This is a genomic window from Marinobacter halophilus, assembly GCF_003007685.1.
GTDB lineage: Bacteria > Pseudomonadota > Gammaproteobacteria > Pseudomonadales > Oleiphilaceae > Marinobacter > Marinobacter halophilus.
Window position 1 is genome coordinate 116,255 of sequence record NZ_PXNN01000014.1, and the last position, 6,000, is coordinate 122,254.

A 6,000-nucleotide genomic window follows, 5' to 3' on the forward strand; every position below is an offset into this window, starting at 1 on the left:
TCCGGTGTCATCATAGCCGGCCTGCAAGATGCTCCTGAACAGGGCCATCTTCAGGCCGGTTTTTTTTGTTGTAGAGTAAATCGAAGCATGGTTAAAAAGTGGTCAGAAAAACTTGAAAATATGCGTGAAACTTACCAGTCAAGGGCTTGACTCGATAACTTTATGCACATTCCTGGTGCTTCGTTGGTTGAACTGTGAACAAAGTCCGTGAATTGCGTTCACTTTTTGTGCGGATAACATAACATGCTGATTTTAATGAATAAAAACAAACGGGTGATTTTGTCGCCAATTTAAGGGAAGGCCAGTAACTGTGGGGCTTGGCGGCGTGTTCCCAAAATCTTTCCCCAGAGTTATCCACAGATTCTGTGGGTAAGTTCAGAAACCCTTGTTGTGTATGAAACTTGATCGATCTGAGGTGTTTTGATGTATAAATTTTGCTACTTCGTACCGGAAAGTCACCTGGAGCAAACAAAGCTCGCATTGTTTGGCGTGGGGGCTGGGAAAATCGGGGATTACGATCAATGTGCCTGGCAAGTTGAAGGCCGGGGGCAGTTCCGGCCGTTAGCGGGCAGCGATCCTTATCTGGGCGCACTGGGTGAGCTGGAAACGGTTCGCGAGTTCAAGGTTGAGCTGGTTTGCGATGATGACGTGGTTGAGTCTGCCGTGAGGGCCTTAAAGCAGGCCCATCCTTATGAGGAGCCAGCTTATGAAGTCTACCGTCTGGAAACACTTTGATCAGGCTTTTTTTGTCAGAGGGTGGCGAATATCGCTCACGTGTACGCCATAGCTGCCGGAGTCCATCTCTCCAAGAAAGAGCTCAAGCGTTTTGCGCACCGTCGGGAACGAAATTTCATCCCAGGGAATCTCCTCGGGGGCAAACAGTTTTGACTCCAGAGATTCCTCGCCGGCACCAAACTGACCGTCTTTCAGTGTGGCCCGATAGAACATGTGCACCTGATTGATGTGGGGCACATCAATCACCGAATACAGGCCTTCAATGTTAATCTCAGCCAGCGCTTCTTCCAGGGTTTCCCTGGCGGCCGCCTCTATGGTGGTTTCGGCGTTTTCCATGAATCCTGCCGGTAACGTCCAGTATCCGTAGCGAGGCTCTATGGCTCTACGGCACAGTAGGATCTTGCCTTCCCAGACCGGAACGGTGCCGGCAACAATTCGCGGATTTTGGTAATGTATGGTGGCGCAGCTGACGCATACATAACGGTGCCGGTTGTCGCCTTCAGGAATGCGTTGCTCAACCAATTCGCCGCAAGTGCTGCAATACTTCATCATTTTCCCCGTATACTGAATGTCCGTTGGTAGTCAGTTTAACGATCCGGGCTGCTCGTGTCTCACTCAATATCAGGAAGGCGGCGGAGTAAACTTTGCAAGAACTGTTAACCAAACGGTTGTCGAACTATGCACCAAGGCAGCTGGCACTGGATTACCCTGAGGCCGGTATTCTGGTTCCTGTTACGGACAACCAGCGTGATCCGGAGATGATCTTTACGCTCCGGTCGGCCAATATGAAAACGCATCGGGGCCAGGTTGCGTACCCGGGTGGCAAGCGTGACCCGACAGATACTTCACTAGCGGCTACCGCGCTACGGGAAACCCATGAGGAAATTGGTATTCCCCCTGATCAGGTCAAGATAATTGCGCCCTTGAGCCAGGTCATGTCGCTACACAGGATTCTTGTTACACCTTACGTGGGAGTCGTGCCGGGCGATCATCCTCTGCAGCTGAACCCGGCTGAAATCGAAAGCGTGTTTCGTGTCCCTATTTCGTTTTTCCTGGAAGACAGGCGCGAACGCACCGATATCCTCAGCTTTCTTGATAGCACGTTGTATGTTCCCTGCTACCGGTGGGATCGATATCAAATCTGGGGTCTGTCGGCGGTGGTGCTGGTCGATTTTCTCAATGCTGTGTACGATGCCGAAATTGATATTCTTGAACCGCCCCGCTAAGCCATCCGGAGGAGTCCATGTTCTACAGCCTTGATCAATGCGTGCCGGAAAAAGACGGCAATGGTCAGTTTGTTGCTCACAACGCCACTGTCATCGGCAACGTTAAGCTGATGGAAAAGTCCAGTGTCTGGTTCAATGTGGTGATTCGAGGTGACAACGAATTGATCACCATCGGTCCTGAATCGAATGTTCAGGATGGCTCCGTGCTGCACACCGACCCGGGAATTCCCCTGACACTTGGTCGTGGGGTAACCGTTGGCCATAAAGCCATGCTGCACGGTTGTCAGATTGGGGATTACTCGCTGATTGGTATTAATGCGGTTGTGCTCAATGGGGCCAAAATTGGCAAGCATTGCCTGATTGGGGCAAACACCCTGATACCGGAAGGTATGGAGGTCCCCGACGGCTCTATGGTGATTGGTTCTCCCGGTAAAATCAGGCGAGAGCTGAATGAAAGCCAGAAGAAGATGCTCGAATTTAGTGCCATGCACTATGTTAAAAATGCCGAGCGGTATAAGGCCACCCTGAAGCAAGTCGAGCTTTAACCATGAAGGTTGCCGATAAAGTGCGTTCTCCATGCGTTAGCGTATGCGCGTTGGATGAAAATGACATCTGTGTAGGCTGTCAGCGCACGGGTGATGAAATTTTCCGCTGGACCACCATGACCAATGAGGAGCGCCGGGACGTTTTGGTCAAAGTAGCTGAGCGGGAAAAGAAGGTCGCAATTTAACCGACACAGGATATTAAATCGAATGACTGACTCCGAAAACGCGGTGCGCATCGGCACCCCTCTCAAAACGAGTGCTACCCGCGTGCTTTTCTGTGGATCCGGAGAGCTGGGCAAGGAAGTCGTTATCGAATTGCAGCGATATGGGGTTGAGGTGATCGCCCTTGATCGTTACGAAAATGCACCGGCCATGCAGGTAGCGCACAGAAGCTATGTGGTCGATATGCTGGATGGCGAAGCACTGAGAAAGATCATAGAAAGTGAAAAGCCTGACCTGATCGTCCCGGAGATTGAAGCGATCGCCACCGGTGAACTGGTGAGGCTGGAAGAGCAGGGGTATAACGTGGTGCCAACGGCGCGAGCGGTCAATCTGACCATGAACCGTGAGGGCATTCGCCGACTGGCCGCTGAAGAGCTTGGTCTGCCTACATCGGCCTATCGCTTTGCAGGTACGCGCGCAGACTATCTGGCAGCGGTGAGAGAGGTTGGCCTGCCACTGGTTGTAAAGCCAGTGATGAGTTCATCCGGTAAGGGGCAAAGTACTGTAAAGTCCGATGCTGACGTAGAATTGGCTTGGGAATATGCCCAGACCGGTGGCCGTGCTGGTAAAGGTCGGGTCATCGTCGAAGGGTTTGTTGACTTCGATTATGAGATTACCTTGCTCACGGTAAGGCATCGGGACGGCATTTCTTTTTGCGACCCGATTGGTCATCGTCAGGAAGACGGGGATTATCGTGAATCCTGGCAGCCGCACCCCATGAGTGATAAAGCGTTTGCCCGCTCGACCGAGATTGCCCGAGCGGTGGTAGAGAACCTCGGTGGTTATGGATTGTATGGGGTAGAACTCTTTATAAAGGGGGATGACGTGTGGTTTTCCGAAGTATCACCCCGCCCTCACGATACCGGCCTGGTTACCCTGATGTCTCAGGATCTTTCAGAGTTTGCCCTGCATGCACGTGCAATCCTCGGATTACCGATTCCTGCCATCCGTCAGCAAGGCCCGACGGCATCTGCGGTTATTCTGCCGGAAGGAGACTCTGGCAATGTCGTGTTTACCGGGCTTGAACAGGCGCTGGCCGAGCCGGACACTCAGATTCGCCTGTTTGGTAAGCCCGAGCTGAAGGGGCGCCGACGCATGGGTGTCGCACTGGCAAAGGGCGGTGACATAGAAGAGGCGCTCAATCGCGCAATTAAGGTGGCGAAGCTGGTTAAGGTAGAGCTAAACTGAAGCGCATCTACCAGATGATTATTGCGGTAAGGTGACAGCTTTTAGAAAAAATTGAACCGAACCGTTGACACCCAAGCTGAGGTCTGTAGAATGCGCATCTCGCTTGAGGGACAGGCCGCTGAAACGGCTCGGAACTGAAGCGATAACTGCTTGAAAGGTTTGAAGAAAACGGTTTTAAAATTCTTCGAGAAAGCGGTTGACAAGGTGGCGGTTCAGTGTAGAATGCGCACCTCGATTAAGCAGTACGCCGATGAGTTTTTCGGCCGTTTCCGGAGTCGGAAGCAGCGAAAAATAAACGGTTGACAAGGTCGCGGAACGATGTAGAATACGCCACCTTGATTGAGCCACGGCTCAAACGCTCTTTAACAAGTTAACCAAGTAATTCGTGTGGGCGCTGGCCGAGGTATTTCGGATATGAAATATCAGGACAGTGACTCGTCGAACATTGAGTTTTGTCTTGAGCAAGATTAAAGGATCTTCGGATTCTTGTATGATTTAAACTGAAGAGTTTGATCATGGCTCAGATTGAACGCTGGCGGCAGGCTTAACACATGCAAGTCGAGCGGAAACGATGGGAGCTTGCTCCCAGGCGTCGAGCGGCGGACGGGTGAGTAATGCTTAGGAATCTGCCCAGTAGTGGGGGATAGCCCGGGGAAACCCGGATTAATACCGCATACGCCCTACGGGGGAAAGCAGGGGATCTTCGGACCTTGCGCTATTGGATGAGCCTAAGTCGGATTAGCTAGTTGGTAGGGTAAAGGCCTACCAAGGCAACGATCCGTAGCTGGTCTGAGAGGATGATCAGCCACATCGGGACTGAGACACGGCCCGAACTCCTACGGGAGGCAGCAGTGGGGAATATTGGACAATGGGGGCAACCCTGATCCAGCCATGCCGCGTGTGTGAAGAAGGCTTTCGGGTTGTAAAGCACTTTCAGCGAGGAGGAAGGCTTTCAGACTAATACTCTGGAGGATTGACGTTACTCGCAGAAGAAGCACCGGCTAACTCCGTGCCAGCAGCCGCGGTAATACGGAGGGTGCAAGCGTTAATCGGAATTACTGGGCGTAAAGCGCGCGTAGGTGGTTTGCTAAGCGAGATGTGAAAGCCCCGGGCTTAACCTGGGAACGGCATTTCGAACTGTCAGACTAGAGTGTGGTAGAGGGTAGTGGAATTTCCTGTGTAGCGGTGAAATGCGTAGATATAGGAAGGAACACCAGTGGCGAAGGCGGCTACCTGGACCAACACTGACACTGAGGTGCGAAAGCGTGGGGAGCAAACAGGATTAGATACCCTGGTAGTCCACGCCGTAAACGATGTCAACTAGCCGTTGGGACTCTTGAAGTCTTAGTGGCGCAGCTAACGCACTAAGTTGACCGCCTGGGGAGTACGGCCGCAAGGTTAAAACTCAAATGAATTGACGGGGGCCCGCACAAGCGGTGGAGCATGTGGTTTAATTCGACGCAACGCGAAGAACCTTACCTGGCCTTGACATCCAGAGAACTTTCCAGAGATGGATTGGTGCCTTCGGGAACTCTGAGACAGGTGCTGCATGGCCGTCGTCAGCTCGTGTCGTGAGATGTTGGGTTAAGTCCCGTAACGAGCGCAACCCCTATCCCTGGTTGCTAACAGGTAATGCTGAGAACTCCAGGGAGACTGCCGGTGACAAACCGGAGGAAGGTGGGGATGACGTCAGGTCATCATGGCCCTTACGGCCAGGGCTACACACGTGCTACAATGGCGTGTACAGAGGGCTGCCAACTCGCGAGAGTGAGCCAATCCCTTAAAACACGTCGTAGTCCGGATCGCAGTCTGCAACTCGACTGCGTGAAGTCGGAATCGCTAGTAATCGCGAATCAGAATGTCGCGGTGAATACGTTCCCGGGCCTTGTACACACCGCCCGTCACACCATGGGAGTGGATTGCACCAGAAGTAGTTAGTCTAACCTTCGGGAGGACGATTACCACGGTGTGGTTCATGACTGGGGTGAAGTCGTAACAAGGTAGCCGTAGGGGAACCTGCGGCTGGATCACCTCCTTAAACGAAGCCGAATGCTTCGGTCAGAGTCCACACGAATTACTTGGTT

General features: G+C 52.5%; 6 protein-coding genes and 1 rRNA gene. 6 read left to right on the forward strand and 1 reads right to left on the reverse strand.

The window, feature by feature from the left end; genetic code table 11:
- Positions 1–423: 423 nt before the first annotated feature.
- On the forward strand, positions 424–735 hold the full coding sequence (locus C7H08_RS12335; protein WP_106672317.1) for a YqfO family protein: 312 nt from the start codon (positions 424–426) through the stop codon (positions 733–735).
- On the opposite strand, the gene C7H08_RS12340 is transcribed toward C7H08_RS12335, so the two are convergent.
- Positions 736–1,284 carry an NUDIX hydrolase gene (locus tag C7H08_RS12340; RefSeq protein WP_106672319.1) on the reverse strand — a complete coding sequence of 183 codons (549 nt, stop codon included), beginning with the start codon at positions 1,282–1,284 and terminating at the stop codon, positions 736–738.
- Positions 1,285–1,379: 95 nt separating this feature from the next.
- On the opposite strand from C7H08_RS12340, the gene C7H08_RS12345 reads away from it, so the two are divergent.
- From C7H08_RS12345 to C7H08_RS12365, 5 genes are all read left to right on the forward strand, one after another.
- A complete protein-coding gene (locus C7H08_RS12345; protein WP_106672321.1) occupies positions 1,380–1,961 on the forward strand; it encodes an NUDIX hydrolase in 582 nt (193 codons plus the stop codon).
- Between the two features lie 17 nt (positions 1,962–1,978).
- Positions 1,979–2,506, forward strand: a complete 528-nt coding sequence (locus tag C7H08_RS12350; RefSeq protein WP_106672323.1) for a gamma carbonic anhydrase family protein — start codon at positions 1,979–1,981, stop codon at positions 2,504–2,506.
- A gap of 2 nt (positions 2,507–2,508) precedes the next feature.
- Entirely contained in the window at positions 2,509–2,691 is a 183-nt protein-coding gene (locus C7H08_RS12355) for a DUF1289 domain-containing protein (protein ID WP_106672325.1), read from the forward strand.
- Between the two features lie 22 nt (positions 2,692–2,713).
- Entirely contained in the window at positions 2,714–3,916 is a 1,203-nt protein-coding gene (gene purT / locus C7H08_RS12360; RefSeq protein ID WP_106672329.1) for a formate-dependent phosphoribosylglycinamide formyltransferase, read from the forward strand.
- Between the two features lie 497 nt (positions 3,917–4,413).
- Positions 4,414–5,954, forward strand: a 16S ribosomal RNA gene (locus C7H08_RS12365).
- Positions 5,955–6,000: the final 46 nt, after the last annotated feature.

Excerpts from the sequence above, each read along its gene's own strand:
- C7H08_RS12355 (WP_106672325.1), top strand. The coding sequence starts at position 2,509 with ATGAAGGTTGCCGATAAAGTGCGTTCTCCATGCGTTAGCGTATGCGCG.
- purT (WP_106672329.1), top strand. The coding sequence starts at position 2,714 with ATGACTGACTCCGAAAACGCGGTGCGCATCGGCACCCCTCTCAAAACG.
- C7H08_RS12340 (WP_106672319.1), bottom strand. The coding sequence starts at position 1,284 with ATGAAGTATTGCAGCACTTGCGGCGAATTGGTTGAGCAACGCATTCCT.
- C7H08_RS12350 (WP_106672323.1), top strand. The coding sequence starts at position 1,979 with ATGTTCTACAGCCTTGATCAATGCGTGCCGGAAAAAGACGGCAATGGT.
- C7H08_RS12335 (WP_106672317.1), top strand. The coding sequence starts at position 424 with ATGTATAAATTTTGCTACTTCGTACCGGAAAGTCACCTGGAGCAAACA.